Origin of the sequence: Kineobactrum sediminis, assembly GCF_002868715.1 — a bacterium.
Taxonomy (GTDB): domain Bacteria; phylum Pseudomonadota; class Gammaproteobacteria; order Pseudomonadales; family Halieaceae; genus Kineobactrum; species Kineobactrum sediminis.
On record NZ_PKLZ01000014.1, the window covers coordinates 41568 to 67148 of the forward strand.

The 25581-nt window shown below is 59.1% G+C and carries 20 protein-coding genes; 5 read left to right on the forward strand and 15 right to left on the reverse strand.

All coding sequences use genetic code 11. The features are described 5' to 3' along the window. Positions 1–14 precede the first annotated feature (14 nt). From hisS to trmJ, 9 genes are all read right to left on the reverse strand, one after another. Positions 15–1298, reverse strand: a complete 1284-nt coding sequence (hisS, locus tag CWI75_RS16000; protein ID WP_101522537.1) for a histidine--tRNA ligase — start codon at positions 1296–1298, stop codon at positions 15–17. A gap of 25 nt (positions 1299–1323) precedes the next feature. Beyond that, positions 1324–2454: a flavodoxin-dependent (E)-4-hydroxy-3-methylbut-2-enyl-diphosphate synthase gene (gene ispG, locus CWI75_RS16005; RefSeq protein WP_101522538.1), complete on the reverse strand. Its 1131-nt coding sequence runs from the start codon at positions 2452–2454 to the stop codon at positions 1324–1326. A gap of 3 nt (positions 2455–2457) precedes the next feature. Next, a complete protein-coding gene (locus CWI75_RS16010; protein ID WP_162300112.1) occupies positions 2458–2889 on the reverse strand; it encodes a helix-turn-helix domain-containing protein in 432 nt (143 codons plus the stop codon). Next, on the reverse strand, positions 2879–3679 hold the full coding sequence (gene pilW / locus CWI75_RS16015; RefSeq protein WP_101522540.1) for a type IV pilus biogenesis/stability protein PilW: 801 nt from the start codon (positions 3677–3679) through the stop codon (positions 2879–2881). Before pilW ends, CWI75_RS16010 begins: the two co-directional genes overlap by 11 nt. A gap of 2 nt (positions 3680–3681) precedes the next feature. Then, positions 3682–4830, reverse strand: coding sequence for a dual-specificity RNA methyltransferase RlmN (rlmN, locus tag CWI75_RS16020; RefSeq protein WP_101522541.1), 1149 nt, complete (start codon positions 4828–4830; stop codon positions 3682–3684). A gap of 15 nt (positions 4831–4845) precedes the next feature. Next, on the reverse strand, positions 4846–5274 hold the full coding sequence (ndk, locus tag CWI75_RS16025; RefSeq protein WP_101522542.1) for a nucleoside-diphosphate kinase: 429 nt from the start codon (positions 5272–5274) through the stop codon (positions 4846–4848). 141 nt (positions 5275–5415) lie between these two features. After that, on the reverse strand, positions 5416–6570 hold the full coding sequence (locus tag CWI75_RS16030) for an IscS subfamily cysteine desulfurase (RefSeq protein WP_101522543.1): 1155 nt from the start codon (positions 6568–6570) through the stop codon (positions 5416–5418). Between the two features lie 29 nt (positions 6571–6599). Then, positions 6600–7079, reverse strand: coding sequence for a Fe-S cluster assembly transcriptional regulator IscR (gene iscR / locus CWI75_RS16035; RefSeq protein WP_101522544.1), 480 nt, complete (start codon positions 7077–7079; stop codon positions 6600–6602). Positions 7080–7144: 65 nt separating this feature from the next. Further along, the gene (gene trmJ / locus CWI75_RS16040; RefSeq protein ID WP_101522595.1) at positions 7145–7882 is read right to left on the reverse strand and encodes a tRNA (cytosine(32)/uridine(32)-2'-O)-methyltransferase TrmJ; all 738 of its coding nucleotides are present in this window, start codon (positions 7880–7882) and stop codon (positions 7145–7147) included. A 125-nt stretch (positions 7883–8007) separates the two neighbouring features. On the opposite strand from trmJ, the gene CWI75_RS16045 reads away from it, so the two are divergent. Beyond that, complete coding sequence (locus CWI75_RS16045) at positions 8008–8805, forward strand: inositol monophosphatase family protein (RefSeq protein WP_101522545.1); 798 nt, start codon at positions 8008–8010, stop codon at positions 8803–8805. Between the two features lie 23 nt (positions 8806–8828). Here CWI75_RS16045 and secF read toward each other — a convergent pair whose 3' ends face one another. From secF to CWI75_RS16065, 4 genes are all read right to left on the reverse strand, one after another. Then, positions 8829–9743 (reverse strand): protein translocase subunit SecF, encoded by a 915-nt coding sequence (gene secF, locus CWI75_RS16050; protein WP_101522546.1) that lies wholly within the window; start codon positions 9741–9743, stop codon positions 8829–8831. Beyond that, positions 9740–11620 carry a protein translocase subunit SecD gene (gene secD, locus CWI75_RS16055; RefSeq protein WP_101522547.1) on the reverse strand — a complete coding sequence of 627 codons (1881 nt, stop codon included), beginning with the start codon at positions 11618–11620 and terminating at the stop codon, positions 9740–9742. The genes secF and secD overlap by 4 nt, the downstream gene beginning before the upstream one ends. Positions 11621–11723: 103 nt before the next feature. After that, positions 11724–15623, reverse strand: coding sequence for a phosphoribosylformylglycinamidine synthase (gene purL / locus CWI75_RS16060; protein WP_101522548.1), 3900 nt, complete (start codon positions 15621–15623; stop codon positions 11724–11726). Positions 15624–15740: 117 nt separating this feature from the next. Then, complete coding sequence (locus CWI75_RS16065) at positions 15741–16928, reverse strand: acyl-CoA dehydrogenase family protein (RefSeq protein WP_101522549.1); 1188 nt, start codon at positions 16926–16928, stop codon at positions 15741–15743. Between the two features lie 173 nt (positions 16929–17101). On the opposite strand from CWI75_RS16065, the gene mltF reads away from it, so the two are divergent. Continuing rightward, positions 17102–18526 carry a membrane-bound lytic murein transglycosylase MltF gene (mltF, locus tag CWI75_RS16070; RefSeq protein WP_101522550.1) on the forward strand — a complete coding sequence of 475 codons (1425 nt, stop codon included), beginning with the start codon at positions 17102–17104 and terminating at the stop codon, positions 18524–18526. Here the strand turns inward: mltF and tadA are convergent. Further along, positions 18523–19005 (reverse strand): tRNA adenosine(34) deaminase TadA, encoded by a 483-nt coding sequence (gene tadA / locus CWI75_RS16075; RefSeq protein ID WP_101522551.1) that lies wholly within the window; start codon positions 19003–19005, stop codon positions 18523–18525. The genes mltF and tadA overlap by 4 nt on opposite strands. Before the next feature lie 149 nt (positions 19006–19154). Further along, positions 19155–20267: a transaldolase gene (gene tal / locus CWI75_RS16080; protein WP_101522552.1), complete on the reverse strand. Its 1113-nt coding sequence runs from the start codon at positions 20265–20267 to the stop codon at positions 19155–19157. A gap of 181 nt (positions 20268–20448) precedes the next feature. On the opposite strand from tal, the gene CWI75_RS16085 reads away from it, so the two are divergent. Genes CWI75_RS16085 through CWI75_RS16095 form a run of 3 tightly spaced genes read left to right on the forward strand, consistent with a single transcriptional unit; the run spans position 20449 to position 25574 of the window. Continuing rightward, a complete protein-coding gene (locus CWI75_RS16085; protein ID WP_101522553.1) occupies positions 20449–22926 on the forward strand; it encodes a phosphoketolase family protein in 2478 nt (825 codons plus the stop codon). After that, the gene (ligA, locus tag CWI75_RS16090; RefSeq protein WP_101522554.1) at positions 22923–24992 is read left to right on the forward strand and encodes an NAD-dependent DNA ligase LigA; all 2070 of its coding nucleotides are present in this window, start codon (positions 22923–22925) and stop codon (positions 24990–24992) included. Before CWI75_RS16085 ends, ligA begins: the two co-directional genes overlap by 4 nt. A 3-nt stretch (positions 24993–24995) precedes the next feature. Continuing rightward, a complete protein-coding gene (locus CWI75_RS16095; protein WP_101522555.1) occupies positions 24996–25574 on the forward strand; it encodes an HdeD family acid-resistance protein in 579 nt (192 codons plus the stop codon). Positions 25575–25581 lie beyond the last annotated feature (7 nt).

Below are 25581 nucleotides of genomic sequence, written 5' to 3' on the forward strand. Positions count from 1 at the left end.
AATAAGTTCCCTTGTTATCCTTCTGATGAAGTCGTGTGTTGTGCGAGATAGCCGGCAACAGCCGCCACCGCCATGTTTTCCTGCTGACCCTGCTCACGCAGGGGCTTGACGGTAACCGTACCCGCGGCGGCTTCATCCTCGCCCCAGATCAGTGCCCACCGGGCACCACTCTTGTCCGCCTTTTTCATCTGGCTTTTAAAACTGCCACCGCCCGCGTGCTGAACTATACGCAGTGCAGGCAACTGCTCCCGCAAATCCTCTATAGCGACAAAGGCGGCAAGTTCCGCCGCCTTCCCCGCATTAACCACATACAGGTCGGCCGCCGGGATTGCCGGCAACACCTGTGCCGCAGCTTCCAGCAATAGCACCAGGCGCTCCTTGCCCATGGCAAAGCCGATACCCGGCGTCGCCTTGCCACCGAGTTGTTCGACCAGGCCATCGTAACGGCCCCCCGCGCAGACGGTGCCCTGGGCACCGAGCTTGTCGGTTACCCACTCGAACACGGTCTTGTTGTAATAATCCAGCCCGCGCACCAGCCGCGGGTTGACCACATAGGGCACCGAAGCCGCATCGAGAAGTTCACACAGGCGCGCAAAATCGGCCCGGGACTCTTCATCAAGGTAATCCGCCAGGGCCGGTGCGCCTGCCAGCAGGGCCTGCGTTGCCGGATGCTTGCTGTCGAGGATACGCAGCGGATTGGTATCCAGCCGGCGCACGCTATCGTCGTCCAGGGCGTCGCGATGCTGCGCCAGATAAGACACCAGTGCATCGCGATAGTGCCGCCGCGCGGTGCTGCTGCCAATGGAATTCAGTTGTAACTGGACGTGTTCAACCACACCCAGCGCCCGCCACAGCCGTGCGGTCAAGGCTATCAGCTCTGCATCGATATCAGGCGTAGCGATCCCGAAGGCCTCTACACCAATCTGATGAAACTGGCGCTGGCGGCCCTTCTGTGGCCTTTCGTAACGGAACATTGGGCCGCTGTACCAAAGTCGCTGGGGCGTCGCCAGCAGGTTGTGTTCCACGACCGCGCGCACACAGCCGGCGGTGCCTTCGGGGCGCAGTGTAAGGCTTTCGCCATTGCGATCCTCAAAACTGTACATTTCCTTTTCGACGATATCGGTTACTTCTCCAATCGAGCGTCGAAACAGGGCGGTATATTCCACGACAGGCAAGCGAATTTCGCCGTACCCATAGCTGCCCAGCACATCACTTATAACGTTTTCAAGATACTGCCAATAGCAGGTCTGCTCGGGAAGAATGTCATGCATGCCCCGAATGGCGCGAACTGTACTCACCTGCTCTCCTGCATTGTCATGGGTTTCAGGCCGTGGACCGGGCTATCAGCCTGGCCTCTGCGGCCGCACGTTCGGTTTCCAGTGCATCGGCTCGCTGCCGGATGACCTGTTCCAGATGGTCCACAAAATCCAGGTTACTGACTTTATGGTCAGGCTCGCCGTTGATATAGATAAGATTACTCGGGCTGGCCCCGGTCAAGCCCACATCGGCTTCGCGGGCCTCACCCGGACCGTTGACAATACAGCCGATCACAGCGACATCCATGGGTGTACGAATGTCCTCAAGGCGCTGCTCCAGGGTATTCATGGTCGCAATAACATCAAAGTTCTGCCGCGAACAACTGGGGCAGGCAATAAAGTTGATGCCATTGGCGCGCAACTTGAGGCTCTTCAGAATCTCGAAGCCAACCTTGACCTCCTCTACGGGATCAGCGGCCAGGGAAATGCGGATGGTGTCGCCGATGCCGTCCATCAGCAGCATCCCCAGCCCGACCGCGGACTTTACGGTACCGCCGCGCAGGCCACCGGCCTCGGTGATTCCCAGGTGGAGGGGCTGTTCAATCTGCTTCGCCAGCAGGCGATAGGCCTCCACGGCCATGAAGACGCCCGAGGCCTTGACGCTCACCTTGAAGTCCGGATAGTTAAAGCGGTCGAGGATATCCGCGTGCCGCAATGCGGACTCCACCAGTGCCTCGGCGGTGGGTTCACCATACTTGCGCTGCAGGTCTTTACCCAGGGAACCGGCATTAACCCCGATGCGAATGGGAATACCCTTGTCGCGCGCGCAATCGATCACCGCGCGCACTTTTTTATCGCTGCCAATGTTGCCGGGATTGATGCGCAGGCAGTCGACTCCGTATTGCGCCACCTTGAGGGCGATCTTGTGGTCAAAGTGGATGTCTGCAACCAGTGGCACATCGACCTGTGCGCGAATGTCACGGAATGCTTCGGCGGCCTCCATGCTCGGCACGGAAATACGAACGATATCCGCACCGGCATCCGCAATCGCGCGGACCTGGGCCACCGTGGCGGCCACATCACAGGTTTCAGTGTTGGTCATACTCTGGACGCTGATCGGTGCATCACCGCCTACAGCCACCGAGCCCACAAAAATCTTGCGGCTGGGGCGACGCTTGATTGGCGATTCACTGTGCATGATTCATCCTCCCATTACAGTCCGGGTTACTGCCCCGGCTGATTGTGACCACCACAGCCCCAGTACCAGCACTGCCAGCACGGCAAGACCTGCGGCAATGCCAACGCCGGTGCGCTGTAACTGCAGCGGCTGTGGCCGGCTGTATGGCAACCTGGGGCCGACGGGCTGAGGCTGCACCTGGTCAAAAGCCTCCATCAACTGGGTTTCATCAAGACCCACCAGTTTTCCGTAAGCGCGTGTATAGCCACGGGCAAACACGGGCCGGCGCAGGCTTGCGAAGTCATCGCGTTCAATCAGGTCTACATATTCCGGCAGCCAGTTGAGTCGCTCAGCGGCATCACTGGCAGACAGCCCCGCCAGCTCACGGGCAGCCTGCAGCATGGCGCCGGGAGAGACCCGAACCGGCACATTTACCAATAATTCCTCACTGCTCATTACGTTGTATCCGCCGGTAATTCCGGGACTCGGTTGAGTCCGGGTAAAGATTGGTGAGGGCCATGGCGTAACTACCCTCGCTGTCGCGGTCATCCATCGCCCGCGCCAGGCGAATACCCAGCCACAGCGCTCGCGCAGGCTGTGGCCGCACCAGGGTGCGATAGATGCCGTAGTGACGGTTGGCCGCGGCATAGTCGCCCGCTTCATAGCGCAAACTGGCCAGTTCCAGCAGAGCGATGGGGTTGGTACGATCCATCGACAGGGCCCGCACAAACGCCTCTTCCGCGCCGTCAAACTTGTCCAGCTGCAGGCGGCAAAGCCCCAGGTTCACAAAGGACAGGGGCCGCGCGCCGTACAGGGAGTCCCGAACAACAAATTCCAGCTGGGCTTCGGCCTCGGCATACCGCTGCTCACCAAACAGGAACGCAGCGTAGTTATTGCGCGCCCGTGAGAACTCACGGTCCAGCTTGATGGCCCTGATAAAGCTCTTTTCCGCCAGTTCTTTCTCCCCGGTGCTCTGGTAAACCAGGGCAAAGGCTTCGTGAACTTCCGCGTCGCGTTCATCAATCTCGACAGCGTGGGCCAGATTGCGCTTGGCATTTTCCCAATCACGCTCACCGATATACTGGCGTGCCAATGCTACCCGACGCTCCAATTCATCTTCCGGCGCCGGGGGTGACGTGAAAACGCTGTCGGTATTGGTTACACAGCCCGCTCCCGAAAAAACCAGCAGTACCGCCAGCAACAGCCCTGATAATCGACCCGGGACGAAGCCATAACCCGTTGCCATATTCACCCTGTTCCTACCTCCACTTGTCCAGCCGCTTGACGATAACGTTCGCTGCGACGGGTACGATCGACGACCTGGCCAACCAGCTGGCCACACGCGGCGTCGATATCATCGCCACGAGTGGTGCGCACGGTGACAATATAGCCCGCGTCAACCAGCACTTGCCAGAATCGCGACACCGCGTTGCCACTGGGACGACTGTACCCGGACTGGGGGAAACTGTTAAAGGGAATAAGGTTGATTTTGCAGGGAAATCCGCGCAGCAACTCTACCAGCTCCCTCGCATGGTCGGGCTGGTCATTAATACCCGCCATCAGTGTATATTCGATGGTAACCACCCGCTTGGTATCGATCTGCGCGGCTATATAGTTACGGGCACTCTCCAGCAGCATGGCAATCGGGTACTTTCGGTTAATGGGCACCAGTTCATTGCGCAGTGTGTCGTTCGCGGCATGCAGGGAGATGGCCAGGGACACTTCGCTGACTTTCGCCAGCTTATCCAGCGCCGGCACCACACCGGAGGTGCTGAGGGTCACCCGACGCTTGGATATTCCATAACCGAGATCGGACAACATCAGATCCATGGCGGCCACGACATTATCAAAATTCAGCAGGGGCTCACCCATGCCCATCATCACCACGTTGGTCACCACCCGCCGGTTACCCGCCCCAAAGGCGTCATAGGAGTTGATCGCCAGCCACACCTGGCCAATGATCTCGGCTGCGGTAAGGTCCCGCTGAAAACCCTGTTTGCCGGTAGAGCAGAAACTGCAATCAAGACTGCAGCCCACCTGTGACGACACACACAGAGTGGCTCGTCCCGCCTCGGGGATCAGTACCGCCTCCACCAGGCCGCCACCAGCGACACGAATCGCCCATTTGCGAGTGCCATCGGTGGAATCGAGCTGGCTGGCAATTTCCGGAGGACGGACCTCCGCGATCTGCAGCAACTTCTCGCGCAGGGCCTTGCCGAGGTTGGACATCTCATTGATGTCGATAACCCCGGCATGGTGAATCCACTTCATCAGCTGCTGGGCACGAAATTTCTTCTCCCCGAGATCCAGGAAGAACTGCTCCAGCTGAGGCTGAGTCATGCCCAGGAGGTTAACCCGGGGCCTGGCAACAGAAGTGGCTATCAGGTTTTCAGTCACAGGGCTCCCGGTCGCTCAGGCGCGACTGCAAACGTCGCTGGTGGCGAAAAAGTAGGCAATTTCGCGTTCGGCGGATGCGGGGGAATCAGAACCGTGCACCGCATTGGCATCAATGGATTCTGCGAAATCAGCGCGTATGGTACCTTCATCGGCATCTTTGGGGTTGGTGGCACCCATCAATTCGCGATTTTTGGCAATGGCGTTTTCACCCTCGAGCACCTGGATAACAACCGGACCGGAGGTCATGAAAGCAATAAGATCGGGGAAAAAGCCGCGCTCGCTGTGTTCGGCGTAAAAGCCACCGGCCACGGCATCGCTCAGTCGCAGCATTCTGGAGGCAACAATACGCAGCCCGGCATCTTCGAAACGGGTATAGATCTGGCCAATGACGTTTTTGGCAACGGCATCCGGCTTGATTATTGAAAGGGTACGCTCAACAGCCATTAAACTATCTCCAGAAGTAACAGAAAAATCAGGGGCAGAAGGCCCCGGGGTAAAAGCTGCGCAATTATACGGGCTTTGGCGCCGGGTTTCACCCGCTAAACGTGTGCGGCAATACCGGTTTCCAGTCCGCAGCCGGTGCTGTTACACACTGCCGCGCAACCGCATGATCACTTCCCGCAAGTGTGTCACTGCCCGCTCGATATCCGCTTCTGTGGTGAAGCGACCGCAGCACAGCCGCAAAGAGCTGTGGGCGAGGGCAGAATCCAGCCCGATTGCCCTCAGCACATAAGAGGGCTCCACACTCTCGGAGGTGCAGGCAGAGCCACTGGAGAGCGCGAGTTCACGTAGTGACATCAGCAGTGATTCGCCTTCGACCCCGGCCACGCTGACATTCAGCGCGCCGGGCAAACGCTGTTGCGGATGGCCGTTAAGACTCACGCCCTCAATGTCTGCAATACCGTGCCACAACCGCTCGCGCTGGGCCAGCAAGCGGATACTTTCCCCGGCCAGCTCTTCGCGTGCAATGGCCGCCGCTGTACCCAGGCCGACAATCTGGTGGGTAGGCAATGTGCCCGAGCGCATGCCGCGCTCGTGGCCGCCTCCGTGAATCTGCGCTTCCAGGCCGACCCGGGGCTGGCGTCGCACGTACAGGGCACCAATTCCCTTGGGACCGTAGAATTTATGCGCCGACACCGACAACAGGTCCACCGGCAGCTGCGCCAGGTCCACCGCCATCTTGCCGACACTCTGGGCTGCATCGACGTGCAGCAATACGCCTGCCGCTCTGGTCACGGCACCGATTGCCGCAATATCGTTGACGGTACCCAATTCATTGTTCACCTGCATGATACTCACCAGCACCGTATCCGGGCGCAGCGCTGCCGCCACACTGTCGGCACTGATCAGGCCATCATTACCCGGGCTCAACCAGGTTACCTCACAGCCCTGCTGTTCCAGCCAGGCGCAGGTGTCCAGCACAGCCTTGTGCTCGATTCGGGAGGTCACAATGTGGCCACCCCGCTCCCGGTAAAAACCGATAACGCCCTTGATCGCCAGGTTATCGGCCTCTGTGGCGCCGGAAGTCCAGACAATCTCCCGGGGATCCGCATTCAGCAAGTCCGCCAGCTCGCGACGGGCCTGCTCCACTGCCTGCTCGGCGCGCCAGCCGTAAACGTGGGAGCGGGACGCGGGATTACCGAAATTACCATCCAGGGTAAGGCAGCCGGCCATGGCCTCCGCAACTCGCGGGTCCACCGGCGTAGTAGCAAGGTAATCGAGATAAACAGGGTTCTGCATAAAGTTGCAATCGCTAAAAGAGAGGCGAGCTAGAGTTCCCGCAGGGCAACCAGGTCTCCCTCGAACGCGGGACGGCGGGATTCCTGCCGGTAGCTGACACTGCGCACTTCCTGTCTCTGAACCAGTGTAGCCAGGCTGATCTGGCTGAGAAAGCCATGAACCTGGTCACTGAGGTCCTGCCACAGGTGGTGGGTAAGGCAAACCTCGCCCTGCTGGCAATCGGCCTTGCCACCGCAGCCGGTGGCGTCTACCGCCTCGTCCACAGCGTCAATGATCTGGGCGACGAAAATCGTCTCCTGTGTCCGCCCCAGACGGTATCCACCTCCCGGGCCACGAACGCTGGTTACCAGCTCATTGCGACGCAAGCGCGCAAACAACTGCTCCAGGTAAGACAGCGATATATCCTGGCGGCTGGAGATTTCGGCAAGACTGACCGGCCGTCCGCCGTCATGCAGGGCGAGATCAAGCATCGCCGTGACCGCATAGCGTCCTTTGGTTGTCAAGCGCATGCCAGCTCCCGTGAGGCTAAAGACTGCAGTATGCAATAACCGACCAAAACGATCAACTTTAACAATCAACCATCCCGAGGCACGTGTTTGGCGGTTTCGGTCAGAATTCCACGGAGAATATTGAGCTCCATTTCATCCAGCCGCACCCGACTGTACAGGCGGCGCAATCGCACCATCAACTGCCTTGGCGCCTGCGGGTCGAGGAAGCCGATAGCCACCAGCGTCTTCTCCAGATGCTCATAAAAGCGCTCCATGTTGGCGACCGTACTGAAGGGCGCGTCCCAGTCCTGGTCGGCGCTGACCGGCAGGTCGTCGGCAACCTGCAACATGCGCAGCTCATAGCAGACGATCTGCACCGCCATAGCCAGGTTCAGCGAACTGTAGGCACTGTCGGACGGGATGTTCAGGTGCAGGTTGCACAGTTTCAACTCTTCGTTGGTAAGGCCCCTGTCCTCGCGCCCGAACAATACCGCGACCTGCTCCCGTGAAGAGGCTGCGGCAATATGCCCCGCGCACTGCCGCGGATCCAGCAACGGCCAGGGAATACGCCGCTCCCGCGCACTGGTACCCACCACGAACTGGCAGTCCGCAATGGCCTCTTCAAGGGTGTCACAGACCATCGCCTGCTCCAGCACATCCAGCGCGCCCGCGGCCCGCCAGGTTGCCTGTTCATCGGGAAACTGGCGCGGCGCCACCAGGCACAGTCGCGACAGGCCCATATTTTTCATGGCCCGGGCGACTGCTCCGATATTGCCCGGATGGCTGGTGTTTACCAGTACGATGCGTATATTGTCAGGATTCATATGATGCTTGTGCGCGCCTGCGGCCATGTTGAAGAAGCCGGCAAGTGTAGCAGATTAGCGGTATTATCAGGGCCGAATGTACTGTTATAATCCCGCGCCCGAAAACGCCCACCCAGGACACTATTATGGAACCGATGGTCAACATTGCGCTGCGCGCAGCCCGCAAGGCCGGGGAGCAGATCGTACGCGCTTCGGATGACCTCGATCGCATCGAAGTCCAGCAAAAAGGCGTCAACGATTTCGTCTCCGAGGTTGATCGTGCCACCGAACGCGAAATCATTTACCAGTTGCGCAAGGCCTTCCCGGATCACGCCATACTGGGCGAGGAAGGCGGCCTGACGGGTGACGAGAACGCCGATTATCGATGGCTGATTGATCCCCTGGATGGCACCACCAACTTTCTCCGGGGCATCCCCCACTATGCCGTCTCCATTGCCTGCCTGTACAAGGGCAAGGTGGAACACGCGGTCATCCTGGACCCGGTTCGCCGCGAGGAATTCACCGCCTCACGCGGCCGCGGTGCCCAGCTCAATGGCCGCCGGATCCGGGTCAGCAGCCGCCCCAGCCTTGAGGGCGCACTGCTGGGCACCGGCATTCCTTACAAGGATCATTGCGATGACCAGCTTGGCCCCTACAGCAAGACCCTCGAGATTCTGGCAGGGCAATGCGCCGGTATCCGCCGCGCTGGTGCTGCCGCGCTTGACCTGGCCTATGTGGCTGCGGGCCGCCTGGATGCTTTCTGGGAAATCGGGCTGTCGCCCTGGGATATGGCGGCCGGGGTGCTGCTGATTCGCGAGGCCGGCGGCCTGGTGGCTGATATTGATGCGTCAGAGAACTATCTGGAGTCGGGCAACATCGTGTGCGGCAACCCGAAATGCTTCAAGGCGGTATTGCAGGCGACCCGGCCGCTGCTGGGTCGCTAAACGGCCTCGGTCTTTGTGCCGGGTCAGGGCACCAGCTCGTCCTGCTCGGCTCCTTCCTTCACAGGCAACATCAGGTCTTCCTTGCTGACCCCCATCAACACCAGCGTATTCGCCGCCACATAGATGGACGAATAGGTACCCACAACCACCCCTACCAACAGCGCAACAGCAAAACCGTTGATCATTTCACCGCCAAAGATTGCCAGTGAAGCCAATACCAGCAACGTGGTCAATGACGTTACCAGGGTGCGGCCCAGGGTTTCGCTCAGGGAGATATTGATGATTTCAATAGGGTCGGATTTGCGCAACTTGCGAAAGTTTTCGCGAATGCGGTCCGAGACCACAATGGTATCGTTGAGCGAGTAACCGATGACCGCCAGCAGTGCCGCCAGTACCGTAAGATCAAACTCAAGGCCGATGATCGAGAAGAAGCCCAGGGTAATGATCACGTCGTGAATCAGTGCCGAAACTGCCCCCACCGCGAATTTGAACTGGAAGCGGAAAGCGACATAGATCATCACCAGCCCCAGTGCCAGCAGCATGGCCAGACCGCCCTGTTCGCGCAATTCATCGCCCACCTGGGGGCCGACAAACTCGATCCGGCGCAGCTCGACGATGCCGTCAAAGTTGTCTTGCAACAGGCGCAGCAAGGCGTTGCCTTCCGTATCCGCATGGCCCTGGGGCAGGCGGATCATGACATCCCGGTCGGTACCGAAACTCACCACAATGGCTCCTGCATAACCGCCGGTATCGAGTAAGTCGCGGATACTGCCGAGGTCGGCGGTTTCACTGTAATTGACCTCAACCAGGGTGCCGCCGGTGAAATCCAGGCCCCATTGCAGTTGCCGGGTTGCCAGCGAGCCGATCGCAACCAGCAGCAGCAGTACTGAAAAAGCCAACGCCAGTTTGCGCTGGCCCATAAAATTGATAACTTTCATGACTGGCTCCCACCGATAGACAACGTCTTGACCTTGCGACCACCGTAAACCAGGTTAACCAGTGCACGGGTCCCCACAATAGCGGTAAACATGGAGGTCACAATACCCACGGAGAGTGTAACGGCGAAGCCCTTGATCGGGCCGGTACCCACCGCATAGAGAATCACCGCCACAATCAGGGTGGTGATGTTGGCATCCAGAATGGTGGACAAAGCTGCGTTGTAACCCGAATGAATAGCCATCTGCGGTGATCGCCCGTCGCGCAACTCCTCACGGATACGCGAGAAAATGAGCACGTTGGCATCCACCGCCATCCCCACCGTCAACACAATACCCGCGATACCCGGCAGCGTCAGGGTGGCCCCGATCATGGACATGAAGGCCACCAGCAACACCAGGTTGGCGCTCAGGGCGACAACAGCGATGAGGCCAAACACCCGGTAGTAGAGCACCATGAACAGTACCACCAGGGCCAGGCCAAACTGCACCGACTTGACCCCGAGGCGAATATTCTCCGCGCCCAGCGATGGGCCAACCGTGCGCTCTTCGACAAAGGAAATGGGCGCCGCAAGGGCACCGGCGCGCAGCATCAGGGCCAGCTCGGACGCTTCCATCGGGCTGTCGAGGCCGGTGATCTGGAACTGGCCGCCCAAGGCCGACTGGATAACCGGGGCGGTCAGCAGCTTGCGTTCGTCATAGGGAATCTGTATCGGCTTTTCCGTGCCGTCTTCCTGGATTTCATAACGGGTACGGAATTTACGCTCGATAAACAAAACGCCCATGCGCCGCTTCACATTGTCGCGGGTGACCCTCGACATCATGGTACCGCCCTCCCCGTCCAGGCTGATCTGCACGTTGGGGCGACCATTTTCGTCAAAGCTTGCCTGGGCATTGGCGACGCGCTCACCGGTAATGATGATGTCCCGCTCCAGAAACTCGGACATGCCCGCACGGTCTTCGCCGCGGTATTCGAACCGCTGTTTCTCTGAATCGGGGGCATCCGGCCTGGCCACCAACCGGAACTCGAGGTTTGCCACGGTACCCAGGATACGCTTGGCTTCCGCCGTATCCTGTATGCCCGGCAGCTCGACCACGATACGGTTCTGGCCCTGGCGTTGCACCAGCGGTTCGGACACGCCTATCTCGTTCACCCGGTTGCGCAGGGTGGTCAGGTTCTGGGTCACCGCGTAGTTGGCGATTTCGCTCATCGTCTGGTCGGTCATCGCACCTGTCAGCACCCAGCTGTCGCCGCTGCGGTCCTCTTCCAGGACGAGTTCCGGATGATTTTCACTGACCAGCGCGCGGGCCTGCTCGCGATCTTCCTCCGAGCGCAGCCGTATGACTACGTTGCCGTCACTGCCGGTATCGGCCAGGCCACGGATACGCTCTTCGCGCAGCGCCCGCCTGATGGCAGTGACATAGTATTCCCGCCGCCGGTCGATAGCGGCCTCAACATCCACCTCCAGCTTGAAATGCACACCACCGCTCAGGTCCAGGCCCAGTTTCATCGGCTGGCCACCGAAATCACTGAGCCAGGACGGTGTCGTCGGCGCCAGATTAAGGGCCACAATAAAGCCGTCACCCAGGGCGCGCTGTACCCGCGCCTGCGCCACCAACTGCTTCCCCGCCTCCTGCAAGCGCACCAGCGCGTTGCGGCCATTGGGTGCTATCTCTTCCCCGAAATGTTCAATGCCCGCTTCATTCAGAGCCTCGGTTGCCCGAGCCAGGGTCCGCTCGTCAATGACCTGGGCACTGCTCTCACCGGTAATTTGCAGGGCGGGATCCGGCGCATACAGGTTGGGCGCGGCGTAAAACAGCCCCAGTACCAGTACTGACAACACCAGCAGGTACTTCCATAAGGGATATTTATTCAGCATAGCAACACTCTGGCAGGAAGTTTGGCCTCGGCGACACCGTGGTGACGCCGGGTACGGAAAGTTCGCCATTATAGATAAACAGGGGACAGTCACAAGGGGTAGCTCACCCGACCCACTGGCGGGCATTGCGAAACAGCCGCAACCAGGGGCCGTCTTCCGCCCATTCCGGTGGCGCCCAGGAGTGCTGGACCGCCCGATAGGACCGCTCCGGATGCGGCATCATGATGGTGGCGCGACCATCGGTGCTGGTCAGGCCGGCAATGCCCGCCGGTGAGCCGTTCGGGTTGGCCGGATAGCGCACAGCCACAGACAGATCGTTCTCCACATAGGCAAGCGCCACCGTATTGCCACTGACACACGCCGCTTCCGCCTCGGGGCTGGAAAACTCTGCACGGCCCTCGCCGTGGGCGACCGCTATCGGCATATGCGCCCCGGACATCCCGCGGAGCAGGATAGAGGGGGTATCCGCTACCCGCACCAGCGCCAGGCGCGCCTCGAACTGTTCCGAGCGATTGCGCACAAATCGCGGCCAATGTCCCGCGCCGGGAATCAGCTCACGCACGGTGGACACCATCTGGCAGCCGTTGCACACACCCAGGGTAAAGCTGTCCCCGCGCTCAAAAAATCGACTGAACTGGTCGCGCAGGTCGCTGTTGAAGAGAATGCTTTTGGCCCAGCCCTCTCCCGCACCGAGTACATCGCCGTAGGAAAATCCGCCACAGGCCACCAGGCCCTTGAATTCCTGCAGGGAGCGACCGCCGCCGAGGAGATCACTCATGTGCACATCAACCGCAGTGAATCCGGCGCGGTGCAGGGCAGCGGCCATTTCCACATGGCCATTGACCCCCTGCTCCCGCAATACGGCGATCCGGGGACGTTGCCCGGTATTGATATAAGGCGCCGCGATATCCTCCGCAGGATCAAAGGTCAGCCCCGCGGAAAGCCCCGGATCCGGTGCGGTGATGCGCTCAAACTCTTCCTGCGCACAGTCGGGGTTATCACGCAGCGCCTGGATTTCATAGCTGGTGCGGGCCCACAGGGTCTGCAAACGGCTGCGGCTGTCGCGTAGCAGTACAGTGTCGGCGTCGGTAATCGTGATGGTATCCCCGGCCACTGCGCAGCCCAGGCTGTAAAGACAGTCACCAATGCCCAGGGCAGCCGCCCTGGCCTGCAACTGTGGCACATCGGCATTCGCCACCTGCAGCACGGCGCCCGCCTCTTCGGCGAACAGGCGCTGCCGGGCGTCGCCGGGCAGCGTGGCCAGATCCACCGCCAGGCCACAGTGGCCGGCAAAGGCCATTTCCACCAGCGTGGCCAACAGGCCGCCATCGGAACGGTCATGGTAGGCCAGCAGTGTGCCGGCCTGCAGGAACTCTTGCACCAGGGTAAAAAAAGCACGCAGATCCGCCGGGTCGGCTATGTCCGGCACCTCGTTGCCGAGCTGGCCGTACACCTGGGCCAATGCCGAGCCACCAAGCCGACCGGCACCGCGACCCAGATCCAGCAGCATCAGCTGCGCCGCCGCCTCGGGCTGCAACTGTGGGGTTACCGCCAGGCGCACATCGGTGACCGGCGCAAACGCAGACACCACCAGGGACACCGGTGCGGTCACCGCGCGTTGTTCGCCCTGCTGTTGCCAGGTCGTGCGCATGGACATGGAATCCTTGCCCACCGGAATGGTAATGCCCAGTGCCGGGCAGAACTCCATACCCACCGCATGTACGGTGTCGTAAAGCACTTCATCCTCAACACCGTGGCCGGCGGCACACATCCAGTTGGCGGAGAGCTTGATATCGGCCAGGGCGGCAATCGGTGCCGCGCTGATGTTGGTAATCGCTTCGGCAACAGCCATGCGCCCGGATGCGGGGCCATTGACCAGGGCCAGCGGGCTGCGCTCTCCCATGGCCATGGCTTCGCCGGCGAAACCCTCATAGGAGACAGTGGTGACCGCACAGTCGGCGACCGGCACCTGCCAGGGGCCTACCATCTGGTCCCGCACCACCATCCCGGTCACCGTGCGGTCGCCGATCGTGATCAGGAACTGCTTGCTGGCCACGGCGGGTAATTGCAACACCCGCTCCACCGCTTCCAGCAGTGGTACATCCAGCGCCAACGGCGCATGTGCCACCGGCCGGCGCGTTATCTCGCGCTGCATTTTCGGGGCCTTGCCAAATAACACCGACATCGGCAGGTCCACCGGCGCGTTACCAAACCGGTCATCGGTAACGGTCAGGTGCAGGTCGGCGGTCGCCTCACCCACCACCGCATAGGGGCAGCGCTCGCGGCGACAGATCGCCTCAAAACAGGCCAGGTCAGCCGGCTCCACCGCCAGTACGTAGCGTTCCTGGGATTCATTGCACCAGATTTCCACCGGCGACATACCGGGCTCATCATTGGGCACCGCCCGCAGCGCAAAACGACCGCCGCGGCCACCATCCTTCACCAGTTCCGGCAGGGCATTGGACAAGCCACCGGCACCGACATCGTGAATAAAGGCGACGGGGTTGTTCTCACCCAGCTGCCAGCAGCGGTCGATCACTTCCTGGCAGCGGCGCTCCATTTCCGGATTCTGCCGCTGGACCGATGCGAAATCGAGATCCTCGGCGCTGGCGCCGCTGGCCATGGATGACGCCGCGCCACCGCCGAGGCCGATCAACATCGCCGGGCCACCGAGCACAATCAGCTGCGCGCCGGGCATGAATTCGCCCTTCTCCACGTGTTCCTCGCGGATATTGCCATAGCCCCCGGCAATCATGATCGGCTTGTGGTAACCCCGGCGCTCCGGGCCATTGGCCCCCGGTGCGTCCTGCTCAAAGCTGCGAAAATAGCCGCACAGGTTCGGGCGGCCGAATTCATTATTGAACGCGGCGCCACCGATGGGGCCCTCAAGCATGATATCCAGCGCCGATACGATCCGCGCGGGTTTGCCGTAATCGCTTTCCCAGGGCTGGCCATAACCCGGAATCTGCAGGTTTGACACTGAAAAGCCGGCCAGCCCAACCTTGGGCTTGGAACCCCGGCCGACCGCACCCTCATCCCGAATTTCCCCACCCGCGCCGGTACCGGCACCCGGAAAGGGGGCGATCGCCGTCGGGTGGTTATGGGTTTCCACCTTCATCAGCAGATGGATATTTTCTTCGGAGAAGCCGTACTCCGCGCTCTCCGGGTCCGGGTAAAAACGACCGGCCCGGTGACCGGTGATAACGGCGGCATTATCAGAGTAGGCAGACAGTACATTGTCACCGCCACAGGCATAGGTGTTGCGAATCATCCCGAACAGGGACTTATCCTGGTTCACACCATCGATAGTCCAGCTGGCATTGAAAATCTTGTGCCGGCAGTGCTCGGAGTTTGCCTGGGCGAACATCATCAACTCCACGTCGCTGGGATTGCGCGCGAGCCCGATGAAGCTTTCCAGCAGATAATCGATCTCGTCAGCCGCCAGCGCCAGGCCCAGCGCCTTATCGGCCTGCACCAGGGCATCCCGCCCGCCACCGAGAACATCGATCTCGGCCATGACAGCGGGTTGCAGCTCCCTGAACAGCACCGCGGCCTCTGCGAGCGAGTCGAGCACACTTTCGGTCATACGCTCGTGCAGTAGCGCCAGCACCCGGCTGTGGGACCCGGCGGTGAGGTCGTCCGGCAGTGACAAATACCAGGCCGTGCCCCGCTCGAGACGCTGCACCTCGTGCAGCCCACAATTATGGGCAATGTCGGTGGCCTTGCTGGACCAGGGAGAAATGGTACCGGGCCGCGGCACTACCAGTCGCAGGTCACCACTGGTGGTGGCCGGGGAAGTGTGCGCCCTATCGTCGCGAGACTCGTCGTGCAGCAACTGCTGCAGCCGCTGTTGCCGGCTGGGCTCGAGAGCACCATCGACCTGCGCGAAATGCACGAACTCGCAGTGCAACAACCGGATATCGGGATGAATGGCGAACAGTTTTTGTGCCAGCCTGTCGCGCCGAAAGCGCGACAGGGCCGGGGCACCGCGCAGAATCAACATGCTGATGCGAGCTCCAGGAGAGGTCTTCCAAAAGCGCGTTACTATACGTGATTCCGGCGCCGCCGGTAACTGGCAATCCGTCCCAAAAGGCCCACCGGGATGGCGGACCCGGCAATATCAGACAAAAAAGTCGCTACTCTCGGCTCCCAGTAACACCGCGCCCAGATTGCGTGCAAAGGACACCGGGTTATTGGCCACATGGGCCCGGGCGGTGTGGACATCAAGAAAGCGCTGCTGGATCTCACTGCCGGTAAATACCGAACCGCCCCCCGCCGAGGAGAACAGGCTGTCAATCACCTGCATGCACCGCTCGATCACCAGCGAGGCCTGGTAACGGTACTTGATCCGCTCCAGCACCGGGACCTCCTCACCCTTATTTACCTGGGCCATCATGCGATCAAAATTGCGAAACAGAATGGCCTCCATCTCGTCTATATGGGTTACAGCCGCCGCGATACGCTCCTGGGTCGCGGTATCGCCCGCCAGCTTGGTGACATCGCCGCTGGCCTTACCCACCACCAGGTTACGGTAGATATCCAGGGTATCGCGAGCCGCGCCAATGGCCGGTGTTGATACTACTCTTATGAACAGTTGCGCCCATGGCAGCCGGTACAGTGGCGCACTATCGGCGGTTACACCCGGGTTGGTTCCCAGAAATCCATCCTCGGCCTTGTGCGTGCGATAGGCCGGTACGAAAACATCGTCCACCACAATATCGTTGGAACCCGTTCCCTGCAGGCCCATCGAGTGCCAGGTATCCATAATCTCGTAATCACTGCGCGGTAACAGAAAACTGCGGAAGCCGCCATCAGGGCATATCGCGCCCAAAAATACCCAGGTACAGTGATCACTACCGCTGCTCCAGCCCCAGCGACCACTCAGGCGAAAGCCTCCCTCCACCTCCGTGACTTTACCCAGCGGAGCGTAAGAAGATGATATGCGGGTATGAATGTCCTCACCCCAGACATCCTGCTGTGCCCGCTCATCCATCAGCGCAAGCTGGAATGCGTGCACTGCTACAATGCCGGCCGCCCAGGCGGTGGACATGCAGTTCTCGGCAATGGCCAGGTGCATACGGAAAAAATCCTGGGGATCCACTTCGTATCCACCCCAGCGCTTGGGCTGCAGCGCCAGAAAGAATCCCGCTTCCTGCAACGAATCGATATTTTCCTGGGGCACACGCCGTAATGCTCGCGCCTCCGCCGCGTTGCCACGAATGGTCTCCCCCAACTCAAGCACTCGTTCGTAAACATCCCGGGCTCGCAGCGGTGGGCGATGGGTAAGCGGGGTAACGGGCAAATTCATGGGCTGTGCTCCAGGTTATTTTCACTCAGCTTATCCTAACGCGACGCAAAGTGTTCCAAATACCCTGAATGAGTGATGGTGGGGTCAAAAAAGGCCTGCAGCATCACATTGTCCGGATACTGTTTAGCTTTATGCCACTGGTCCAGACCAGACCCTGCGGCTAGAATGGAATCATGAAACTGATACCGCCGCTTCTAATAGGCTTTGCTGCCTGCGTTCTTGTCGCCTGCTCCCGGGGCGACAGCCTGCAGCAAATACTGGCGGAGGGCGAATTGACCGTTGTCAGCCGCAGTAGCCCGACGACCTATTACCTGGACAAAAATGGCGCCGCCGGCTTTGAGTATGACCTGGCCCAACTGTTCGCAGACGAGTTGGGTGTTACTCTCAAGGTAGAACCGGTATTCGGGCTACAGGACATCTTCAGGCAACTGAAGCGCCAGGAAGCGCATCTGGCGGCCGCCGGACTAACGCTGATTGCGGAGCGCAGCGACATGTTCGCCCACTCCATTCCCTACGCTGTGACAACGCCCCGGGTCATCTACAAGACCGGGCAGCGCCGACCCCGAAGCCTGGCGGATATTGATGACCTCAAGTTGCTGACCCTGGCCGACAGCAGCCATCAGTATCTACTCACCGACCTGTCGATGGCACATCCTGACCTGGCATGGGACACAGTCGATGAGGCTGACAGTATGGAATTGCTGGAGCGGATCGATAGCGGTGAAGCCGATCTCGCAGTCATAGACTCCAATGAGTTCAGGATGCAACAGAGCCTGTATCCGCGCCTGGAGGTCGCCTTCGACCTCGGTCCCGAACACCAGATCGTCTGGTATTTGCCACCCGGCCCGCGACACGACGCATTGCGGCAACGCGTAAATACATTTTTTGAGGGGTTGCAACAGGACGGTCGCCTGGATTTGCTGCGTGAGCAGCATTTCGGCCACGCCAGAATACTCTCCCGCATCGGCTCGCATACCTTCGCCAGTAGTATTCGCCGTAAACTGCCGCCCTATCGTGCACTTATCCAGCAGGTTGCCGGAGAGTACCAGCTGGATTGGCACCTGCTGGCAGCCATCGCTTACCAGGAATCCCATTGGGACCCACTGGCCACCTCACCCACAGGCGTGCGTGGATTGATGATGCTGACCAAACCGACGGCGGCCGAGATGGGCGTAACCGATCGACTGGACCCCCTGCAGAGCCTGCGGGGTGGAGCACGCTACCTGAAACATGTAAGGCGGCGCCTGCCACAACGTATTGAAGAGCCGGACCGGACCTGGCTGGCACTGGCTGCCTACAATGTCGGTATGGGCCATCTGGAGGATGCGCGGGTACTCACCCAGCGCCACGGTGGTAATCCGGATCAGTGGAGTAATGTTATGGAACACCTGCCCATGCTGCAGAAACGGGAGCATTACCGCAATACCCGTCACGGCTATGCCAGGGGCCTGCAGGCGGTAAGCTATGTACAGAACATACGGCACTACTACAGCATCCTGCAATGGCAGGACATGGCGGCCCAGCAACCGGAACGCCCCCTGGACCCGCAACAGCATCTGCCCGAAACGTTGCGTAACACAACATTGCTCGCACTCTAGGACCCTGTCCGCCGGGCCCGAAAAAAATCCCGCAGGCGGCTACTGGATGCCTCGGCCAGCACGCCTTCAGTCCAGTTGACCCTGTGGTTATACCAGGGCGCATCCAGTAACGCACAGGTACTGCATACCACCCCGGCGCGGGGTTCCCTGGCGGCAAATACCAAATGCGTAATCCGTGCGTGCACCAGTGCTCCCGCGCACATGGTGCAGGGCTCAAGGGTCACATAAAGCGTGGCCTCGGGCAGCCGGTAATTGCCCACCACAGCGGCCGCATCGCGCAGGGCAACAATCTCGGCATGGGCAGACGGGTCGCAGCTGCTGATCACCTGGTTCCAGCCCTCACCAAGCAGTCGACCATCACGCACCACCACGGCGCCGACGGGCACCTCACCCTCGGCGGCCGCGCGGTCGGCCAGGGCCAGGGCGCGCTGCATCCAATAAGCGTGTTCGATGTCACTCGCGGGTTCGATACGGGTCATTTATCCGGGAGACTCTTGCTTTTTTTGCACTAAACAATCCATGACCGTGAATGATGCAGGGAAGTTGCAACAGGATCTATATTATTTCGTGAAACGGTAGTTTATTTACGATGTTTCTGTCCTTGCACGACGTGAACCTGAAAGGCCCATCATTTCTCCGCAAAGTGTTCGGCCACCGCAAAGCGCTTGTCCTTCAGGGCCGCCAACAACTTGTCATGGGAATCCGCGAACTTATCGACCCCTTCCTGCTCCAGCTCTTCGGTCACCCGAGCCAGGCTAATCCCGTATCCAACCAGTGCCTCCAGCTGTTTTCTCGCGACATCCACCTGCATCTCGAGGGTGGTGTATAACTCACCGTGTGCCTGGAACGCATCCAGGGTATCCGGCGTCATGGTGTTTACTGTCTGCGAACCAATGAGTTGCTCCACATACAGCACATCGGAGTACTCTGGATTTTTGGTGCCGGTACTGGCCCACAGCGGCCGCTGCGGCCGAGCGCCACGCCGATGCTGAGTCTCCCAGTCACTGGAACCCAGCGTTTCCCTGAAGTGCTGGTAAGCCATTTTGGCGTTCGCTATAGCGATGCACCCTTTCAGCTTTTGCGCATCTGTTGACCCTGCCTCGTCCAGCAGCGCGTCGACTTTTGTGTCCACCCGGCTCACAAAGAATGAGGCCACCGAGGCAACATCCTCAGGATGAATATTCTGCTCCAATCCACGAATATGGGCTTGCACCACCTCCTTATAGCGCTCGACCGAAAACAGTAAGGTCACGTTAACGTTAATTCCTTCTGCAATCAGGCTTTCGATTGCCGGTATACCGTGCGAAGTCCCGGGTACTTTAATCATCAGATTCGGTCGGCCGACCGCTCGCCACAAATGACGTGCCGCATCAATGGTACCCGAAGTATCAAAGGCCAGGTGTGGAGACACTTCCAGGCACACGAAACCATCCGCTCCTTCACTACTTTCATAAACGGGCTTGAGAATATCCGCAGCCCTCTGGATATCCTGAATTGCCAGCCATTCATACAGGATTTCCTCCTCTACTTCGGGATCTCCCTGCAACAGGTCACGAATAGTGTCGTCATAATCGTTACTACCGGTAATGGCCTTGTGGAATATCGTAGGATTGCTGGTAACACCGCGCAGCCCGCTGGCAATGAGTTCCTGGAGTCCACCGCCTACCAGCAGGTTCCGATCCAGGTAATCCAGCCAGGCGGATTGATCATATTCGCTTTTTAACAGGAGTATGTTCGACATGTGTATTTTCCGGTCTGGTTTATAAAAGACAGACGCACGCTTCTGGCCACGCCATCTATCCGTCTCACGCTCAGCTAAACCCATCACAGCCTGGCCGCGCATTGAAGAACATCAATGACGCGAAACGTCTATCACCCGACGATAGTGCCGACCTTTCAAAGCCGGATGGAGTACATGTGCAATGGATATCGAATCACGCGCAGCAACAGAGGCAGAGCAGGCAAAACAAGCAGAGCAGTTTCGACAAGGCAGCACGACTTTTGCTCACTGGGCAGCAGGTTATGGGGTTATTACTCATACCGATGAAACCCAGGTGAGGATTCACGACCTCGCCAACCGACTGGATCGGGCAGGCGCGGTTGCCAAAATGGATTCTGTTTTTGATCTGTTGGCAGCAGCCGATCGTGTTGCCAGTGCCGCCATGTGGCTGGTCGTACACATGACCTATACCAAAAATGTGTACCTGGACGGGCGAGACCTTACCGAAAGTGACTTCAAGGCCGATCCCGAGGGCCACACCGGTGGCTCCCTGAATATGGTGCCGGCTTATACCGGCTATCTGGTGGCCAATACGCTCACCGGGCTGACCCGTTCCTGGCTGATGGGCCAGGGCCATTGCGTCTCCGCCATCGATGCCACCAACCTGCTGGTTGGCAACATGACCCCGGAGCATGCGGAACGTTACGAGGTCAGTAATCCCGGCCTGACCCGCTTTGTACGGGATTTCTACTCCTACGCCGTCACACCGCAAGGCACGCCCGAATCACCCCTGGGCAGCCACGTCAACGCCCACACTGCAGGCGGCATGATGGAGGGGGGATATCTCGGTTTTGCCGAATTGCAGTATGCGCACATGCCACTGCCTGGAGAACGGCTGGTGACTTTCCTGAGTGACGGCTCATTTGAAGAACAGCGCGGTAGCGACTGGACTCCCCGCTGGTGGCGCGCTGAGGATTGCGGGCTGATAGCGCCCTTTATGATCATGAACGGTCGACGCATAGACCAGCGCTCATCGATGGCCATGAAAGGCGGAAGCAGCTGGCTAAGCAAGCATCTGGAACTGAACGGATTCACCCCATTGTTTATAGATGGTCGCGATCCGGCCTCTTTTGCCTGGGGCATCATTGAAATGGAATCCGGCTTGAATCAGGCTGCCGAGGCCATCAAGAAAGGAGACACAGATTACCCCGCACCTGTCTATTACGGCATCGCCGAGGCCCCGAAAGGTTACGGCTTTCCGGGTGCAGGTACCAACCGGGCGCATAACCTGCCACTGCAGGACAACCCCGCCGAGAACGCGCAAGCGTGCGACGAGTTTAATGTTGCCGCACGAAAGCTGTGGCTTGATCCTGACGAACTTGATCTCGCTGTTCAGATCTTGAATCAGCACACGGTCCAGAAAAGGCCAAGGGAAAAAGACCATCCCCTTGCCCACAGGCAGGTGCCAACGCCGACCTTTCCCGAGCCCCCATGGCGCAATCCAGAGGCGGCCGATTCTGTAAGCGCCATGAAGGGCGTCGCCGAGTGTTTTATTGGCATTACCAAAGAGAACCCTTCGCTACGGGTGCGACTGGGTAACCCCGATGAAATAGAAAGCAACCGCCTGGATGCTGCCCTGGAGTTGTTCGAGCACCGTGTAACCAGTCCGGAGAAAGGTGTTCCCGAGGATACCCACGGCAGGGTTATCACGGCGTTGAACGAAGAGGCGGTCATAAATGCCGTGCTTGCCAACAAGGGTGGAATCAACCTGTTAGCCTCCTATGAGGCGTTTATGGTCAAGATGCTGGGCGCCATCCGCCAGGAGCTTATTTTTGCGCGTCATTTGTGCGGGGCAGGTCGCCCACCCGGCTGGCTCTCCGTACCGGTCATCGCAACATCCCACACCTGGGAGAATGGCAAAAACGAACAATCCCATCAGGATACGACGTTCTGTGAAGCCCTGCTGGGTGAAATGACTGACGTATCCCGGGTACTGTTCCCCGCCGACTGGAACAGTGCCATCGCCGCCCTGCAGGCGACCTATTCCACACATGGCCAGATCTGGACCCTGGTGATCCCGAAAAGGCCGCTACCGGTGTTTTTCTCGAAACAGCAGGCACAGCAACTTGCTCACGACGGCGCCGTGCGCCTGCGTGGAGCAGGGAGCAAAACGGAAAGATTACAGTTGGTCGCCACGGGCGGTTACCAGCTGGCCGAGGTCTTAAAAGCCTCCGAACGGCTGGACCACGCGGGAGTCAGGCATGCTGTCGTCTACTTGCAGGAGCCCGGCCGCTTTAGGACCCCGCGGGATCAACGCGAATCCGCTGTCATGGCGCCGGCAGACGTAATCGCCGATCTGTTCCCGCGACCGGCTCAGGCGCGTGTGTTCCTGACCCACACCCGGCCGGAACCAATGATCGGTGCAATCTGGCCACTGTTGACAGACGCTGTACAGACGCCGGTTCTGGGTTACATCAATCAGGGGGGCACGCTGGATGAAGCCGGGATGCTGTTCGCCAATCGCAGTACCTGGGCGCACGTGCTGGCCGCCTCCGCGGCAGCCCTGGGTGACGAGCCTGAAAAATTTCTGCGCGCTGAGGAATACCGCGCCGTTATCGGCGAAACCGAGCCCGCGGTAATTCTCCATGCCCAACCAGGGCGCATCGGCGGCCTGGAATGAACTTCAAGGATAAGCCCGACACCCACTTCAAATCTGTCGACAAACTCGATAAAAAGGAGGCTGCCGAACAAATTGACGCCCTGCGCGAGGGCATCAACCATCACGATTACCTTTACTATGTAAAAGGCTCACCGGAAATATCCGATAAGGTCTATGACAAGCTATTCAATCGTCTTGAAGAGCTGGAGGCCGCCTTTCCCGATCTTCAGACGGAGGATTCGCCAACCCGTCGCGTCGGCGCCGAGCCTGTGAGCAAATTAAAGAAAGTTACCCACAAGGCACCACTGTTCAGTTTGCAGGCTACACTTGAAAAAGAAGATATTGATTCATTTCTGACTACAGCTCAGCACAAGGCCGGAAAAGATTCAGTGCAGTGTGTACTGGAGCCGAAATTTGACGGGCTTTCTGTGGAGGTTGTCTATAAAAATGGCCACTTCGACTACGGATCCACCCGCGGTACCGGCGAGGAGGGCGAAGACATTTCCCATAATCTCAAAACCATCCGTGCGCTGCCAATGGAATTACAGCATAAGGATGAGACACCCGCATCACTGGCGATACGCGGTGAAGTCTTCATGCCGAAGGATGGTTTTATGGCCCTGAACAAAAGGCGTATCGAACGTGGTGAAACGGCATTTTCCAATCCGCGCAATGCCGCCGCAGGCATAATGCGCCAGCTCGAATCGCGCCACGTTGCGGACAAGCCACTGGACATCATCTTTTACGAGATCCTGGCAACAGAAGGCGCGCAGCCTGCCACACACCAGGAAGTGCTCAAACAACTCTCCCGTTGGGGTTTGAAAACCTGTGACTTGAACCAGTCGGCATCGACATTGAAAAAAATCGAACAATATCACCACAGGCTTGCCGAAGAGCGGGACGACCTGGATTACGAGATTGATGGCATCGTGATCAAGCTGGACGATCACGACCTCCGCAACGCGATGGGCACACGAGACCGTAGCCCGCGCTGGGCGCTGGCCTGGAAATTCCCTCCCCGGGAAGAAATCACCACGGTTGAGGATATTGTGGTTCAGGTTGGTCGTACTGGCATTCTCACGCCTGTCGCCCTGTTACAACCGGTGGATATTGGCGGTGTCACTGTGAGTCGAGCCACCTTGCACAACGAAGACGAGGTGCACCGGAAGGATATCAGGGTTGGTGATAGAGTACGTATTATGAGAGCCGGCGACGTAATTCCTGAAGTTGACGAGCGCGTAAAGACACCGGGCAAAAAGCGCGCGCAGGAATTTCACATGCCCGACCGCTGTCCCGTGTGCAACGCGGAGGTTACACGTGAGGGCGCTTACTATGTCTGCACCGCAGGATTAGCCTGTGCCGCCCAACTACGAGGCCGTATTCAGCACTACGCTGCGCGCAGCGCAATGAATATCGATCACCTTGGGGAGCAGACCGCCAACCAGCTGGTCGAGCGACAAATGGTAAGCAATCTCGCTGATCTCTACACACTGGCAGTAGATGACCTCAAATCCCTCGAAGGCTTTGCCGAAACGTCAGCGAAGCAGCTGCACGATGCCATACAGGAAGCCCGGGAGCCGCGCCTGGACCGGTTTCTGTTCGCGCTCGGCCTGCACCATGTGGGTAGACGTGTGGCGCGCCAACTTGCCGAACAATTTCATACGCTCGATAATCTCATGAAAGCCGATCAGAGTCAGATAGAGGATATCCCCGGCATTGGCACGGAAACCGCCATGGAGACAGAACACTTTTTCCGGGATCCGGCCAATCGGGATGTTATCAAACGAATGCAGGAACAGGGACTTAAGGTACACCCGATGCCGCGCCCCGAGAAAAAGCCCCTCGAGGGAAAAACATTTGTTTTCACCGGTTCTCTGGAGAATTTCACGCGGGATGAAGCCAAAGAACAGGTGGAGATGCTGGGTGCACGCGCCACCTCCAGTGTAAGTAACAGCACGGATTTTGTGGTGGTAGGGAGTGACCCGGGTTCAAAACGCGATGAGGCAGAGAATATCGGCGTTGAATGCATAGACGAAAAAGACTTTGAAAAACTGATCAACAAACACGGAAAACCGGCTGGAGGCTGATTCATGGCACATACAATGGGCAACGAAATAGACGATAGCTACACTCTTTTTACTCCCGAAGTAAAAGAAAAAAACCGGTGGTTCATGGTCCTCGGTGTAGTGATGTTCTTGCTGGGAATCGCCGCGGTCGCCTTTCCCTTTGTAGCCACCCTGGCAATGGAACTACTGATTGGATGGATATTCACGATCAGCGGCGTCATTGGTATGGTGACCGCTTTCCGCACGCCGAAATGGAAAGGTTTCCTGTTCGAGATATTGGGCTCCCTGCTCGCCCTGGGCATCGGCCTTGTTTTGCTATTCTTTCCAATGGCCGGCATGTTGTCGCTGACACTTCTGGTGGCGGCGTTTCTGATTGCGAGTGGTATCTTTCGAATCTTCCTGGCCTTTACCCTGCGCCCACTCGATCACTGGGGATGGCAGATAGTCAGCGGCGTGCTGGCGCTGGTTCTCGCTGGCCTGATTCTGGCGCAGCTGCCCCACGCCGCAAATTGGGTGATCGGCCTGCTGGTAGGCATTGATTTGATGTTCTCGGGCATGATCATGATTATGCTGGCGACAACGGCGCGGCGTTCCGCGGCATGAACCGACA

Excerpts from the sequence above, each read along its gene's own strand:
- ispG (WP_101522538.1), bottom strand. The coding sequence starts at position 2,454 with ATGCACAGTGAATCGCCAATCAAGCGTCGCCCCAGCCGCAAGATTTTT.
- CWI75_RS16010 (WP_162300112.1), bottom strand. The coding sequence starts at position 2,889 with ATGAGCAGTGAGGAATTATTGGTAAATGTGCCGGTTCGGGTCTCTCCC.
- pilW (WP_101522540.1), bottom strand. The coding sequence starts at position 3,679 with ATGGCAACGGGTTATGGCTTCGTCCCGGGTCGATTATCAGGGCTGTTG.
- ndk (WP_101522542.1), bottom strand. The coding sequence starts at position 5,274 with ATGGCTGTTGAGCGTACCCTTTCAATAATCAAGCCGGATGCCGTTGCC.
- CWI75_RS16030 (WP_101522543.1), bottom strand. The coding sequence starts at position 6,570 with ATGCAGAACCCTGTTTATCTCGATTACCTTGCTACTACGCCGGTGGAC.
- iscR (WP_101522544.1), bottom strand. The coding sequence starts at position 7,079 with ATGCGCTTGACAACCAAAGGACGCTATGCGGTCACGGCGATGCTTGAT.
- trmJ (WP_101522595.1), bottom strand. The coding sequence starts at position 7,882 with ATGAATCCTGACAATATACGCATCGTACTGGTAAACACCAGCCATCCG.
- CWI75_RS16045 (WP_101522545.1), top strand. The coding sequence starts at position 8,008 with ATGGAACCGATGGTCAACATTGCGCTGCGCGCAGCCCGCAAGGCCGGG.
- secF (WP_101522546.1), bottom strand. The coding sequence starts at position 9,743 with ATGAAAGTTATCAATTTTATGGGCCAGCGCAAACTGGCGTTGGCTTTT.
- secD (WP_101522547.1), bottom strand. The coding sequence starts at position 11,620 with ATGCTGAATAAATATCCCTTATGGAAGTACCTGCTGGTGTTGTCAGTA.
- purL (WP_101522548.1), bottom strand. The coding sequence starts at position 15,623 with ATGTTGATTCTGCGCGGTGCCCCGGCCCTGTCGCGCTTTCGGCGCGAC.
- CWI75_RS16065 (WP_101522549.1), bottom strand. The coding sequence starts at position 16,928 with ATGAATTTGCCCGTTACCCCGCTTACCCATCGCCCACCGCTGCGAGCC.
- mltF (WP_101522550.1), top strand. The coding sequence starts at position 17,102 with ATGAAACTGATACCGCCGCTTCTAATAGGCTTTGCTGCCTGCGTTCTT.
- tadA (WP_101522551.1), bottom strand. The coding sequence starts at position 19,005 with ATGACCCGTATCGAACCCGCGAGTGACATCGAACACGCTTATTGGATG.
- tal (WP_101522552.1), bottom strand. The coding sequence starts at position 20,267 with ATGTCGAACATACTCCTGTTAAAAAGCGAATATGATCAATCCGCCTGG.
- CWI75_RS16085 (WP_101522553.1), top strand. The coding sequence starts at position 20,449 with ATGGATATCGAATCACGCGCAGCAACAGAGGCAGAGCAGGCAAAACAA.
- ligA (WP_101522554.1), top strand. The coding sequence starts at position 22,923 with ATGAACTTCAAGGATAAGCCCGACACCCACTTCAAATCTGTCGACAAA.
- CWI75_RS16095 (WP_101522555.1), top strand. The coding sequence starts at position 24,996 with ATGGCACATACAATGGGCAACGAAATAGACGATAGCTACACTCTTTTT.